This window comes from Arsenophonus sp. ENCA (genome assembly GCF_002287155.1).
GTDB classification, from domain to species: domain Bacteria; phylum Pseudomonadota; class Gammaproteobacteria; order Enterobacterales; family Enterobacteriaceae; genus Arsenophonus; species Arsenophonus nilaparvatae.
This window is the reverse complement of sequence record NZ_NHNG01000124.1, coordinates 1-1,760: the sequence shown is the minus strand read 5'-3', so window position 1 is coordinate 1,760 and position 1,760 is coordinate 1. Positions and strand designations below refer to the sequence as shown.

3 protein-coding genes and 1 pseudogene are annotated in these 1,760 nt (G+C 43.1%); 1 reads left to right on the top strand and 3 read right to left on the bottom strand.

The window, feature by feature from the left end; genetic code table 11:
* Nucleotides 1-332 precede the first annotated feature (332 nt).
* Entirely contained in the window at nucleotides 333-494 is a 162-nt protein-coding gene (locus tag CBG25_RS03525) for a hypothetical protein (RefSeq protein ID WP_290604554.1), read from the top strand.
* A 148-nt stretch (nucleotides 495-642) separates the two neighbouring features.
* Here CBG25_RS03525 and CBG25_RS03520 read toward each other — a convergent pair whose 3' ends face one another.
* From CBG25_RS03520 to CBG25_RS03510, 3 genes and pseudogenes are all read right to left on the bottom strand, one after another.
* Nucleotides 643-768: a hypothetical protein gene (locus CBG25_RS03520; protein ID WP_290604553.1), complete on the bottom strand. Its 126-nt coding sequence runs from the start codon at nucleotides 766-768 to the stop codon at nucleotides 643-645.
* Nucleotides 769-880: 112 nt separating this feature from the next.
* Nucleotides 881-991: pseudogene (locus CBG25_RS03515) on the bottom strand (phage tail assembly protein); the annotation flags it as partial.
* A 39-nt stretch (nucleotides 992-1,030) separates the two neighbouring features.
* Nucleotides 1,031-1,760, bottom strand: a 730-nt coding sequence (locus CBG25_RS03510; RefSeq protein WP_290604254.1) for an IS66 family transposase, incomplete at its 5' end; no start/stop codon positions are given.

Sequence of the window (1,760 nt, the reverse complement as noted above, 5' to 3'; positions counted from 1 at the left end):
CATAAACGATTATCTCGTAACAGCCGCTCTTTGTTGATCATTTCAAACCTTTATTCTCTAAGTTAAACCTCTTTTTATTCTCAATAGCGTGACAAAAAATGCAAGTCTCTATTCAGCAACTAGTTTAGTAACGGACTTATCCGCCGTTTTTACCCAAAAGGAACGGATTTCAACTCAGTCACGGACAACGAGATTGCAGAACTTGAGCACATACTTAATACTCGGGGACGAAAATCGTTGGGCTATTTTTCTCCAAATGAAGTATTTTTAGCTCATCTAATGGCTGCATAACGTTTTATGGGTTTGTTGCGTTTCGACTGGGAATGGGCCATTTGAAAAAGCCACCGGTATCAGGTTGCCGTTTGGCCCACTATGACGGCGGATCCCGTATAACTCTACGTTTTCTTAACCATCGCACACATCATCATGAAAATTTAGAATTACCACAACGTGAGTTAATTTTACGACTGCACGAGTTTCGCACAGGCATATAAAATTCTAAAAATGGCTTAAAAGCAATGATTAATCTGCAAGTTACTAAAAAACATAAATTTTCTTAAATTACAATAAGTTGTATTTGATTTATAAGGTTTTGACTATTTATATATCATGCTGAATTAAACTTAAAAATAGAGCGTTTTTTTATTGGTGCGAAACTCGTGAACAAGCTGAAAATTCAGCGGCTAAATTTTTCAATTCTTCGACTGATAATCCAATGATTGCTTTACATAAACGATTATCTCGTAACAGCCGCTCTTTGTTGATCATTTCAAACCTTTATTCTCTAAGTTAAACCTCTTTTTATTCTCAATAGCGTGACAAAAAATGCAAGTCTCTATTCAGCAACTAGTTTAATATTGGCATAGCAATTCGTCCACGCTCACTTCTGGTGGAAAAAACCCGCCACCAAATGACTCGCCACATTTAAATCCGATGGTGACATCTCATCGACGGAACTCATCGGAATGTTGGCAAGACGTTCAATGTATTGTAAGCGTCATTGGAACCACACAGTGCGCTGCTGCGTGGTTTAAGGTAAGGTGATTTTCCAGGGTAGTAGTGCGTTCCAGTCGATATCCTCATCTGGGTATTTTAGCGCCGTCAGCAGCGCCAAAAGATAATCGTACGGGTTAAGTCCATTGATACGTGCACTTTCCACCAAGCTGTACAATAGCGCGCTGGCATGGGCACCCGATTCCGTATTGGCAAACAGCCAGTTTTTTCTACCAATTACAAAAGGCTTTATCGCCCGTTCGGCGCGGTTGTTGTCGATACTCAAACGACCATCCTCCAGATAGCGCATCAGCTTTGGCCATTGTTTTTGACAATAACCAATGGCTTTACCCAGATAGCCTTTCGGGAGCACCTTCGTCTTTGATAGCCAGGCTTCAAACTCCTCCATCAATGGACGCGCTTCGCTCTGTCGCCGTCGGTAAATCTCTTCAGGAGAAAGCCCTTGACACGTTTTTTCTATCCGGTACAGTTTCTGAATTAACCCTAAGGCCCAAATGGCTTTGCCTACTTTGGTATTCGGCTGGGCTCGCCGAGCCTCTTCAAATTTACGGCGCGCATGCGCCATGCAGCCAACGAGTTGAGCTTCCGTGCCATGATAACCCGCGTAGCCATCAACTTGCAGATACCCCGTATAGTTTACCAGGAATTCGCTCGGGCAACGCCCGCTGCGCGAGTCTTGGTAGTCGTAGATAACCAGGTGCGGCGTGTTATCTTCCACATTTCGCACATCACTGCCGGTGCCATAC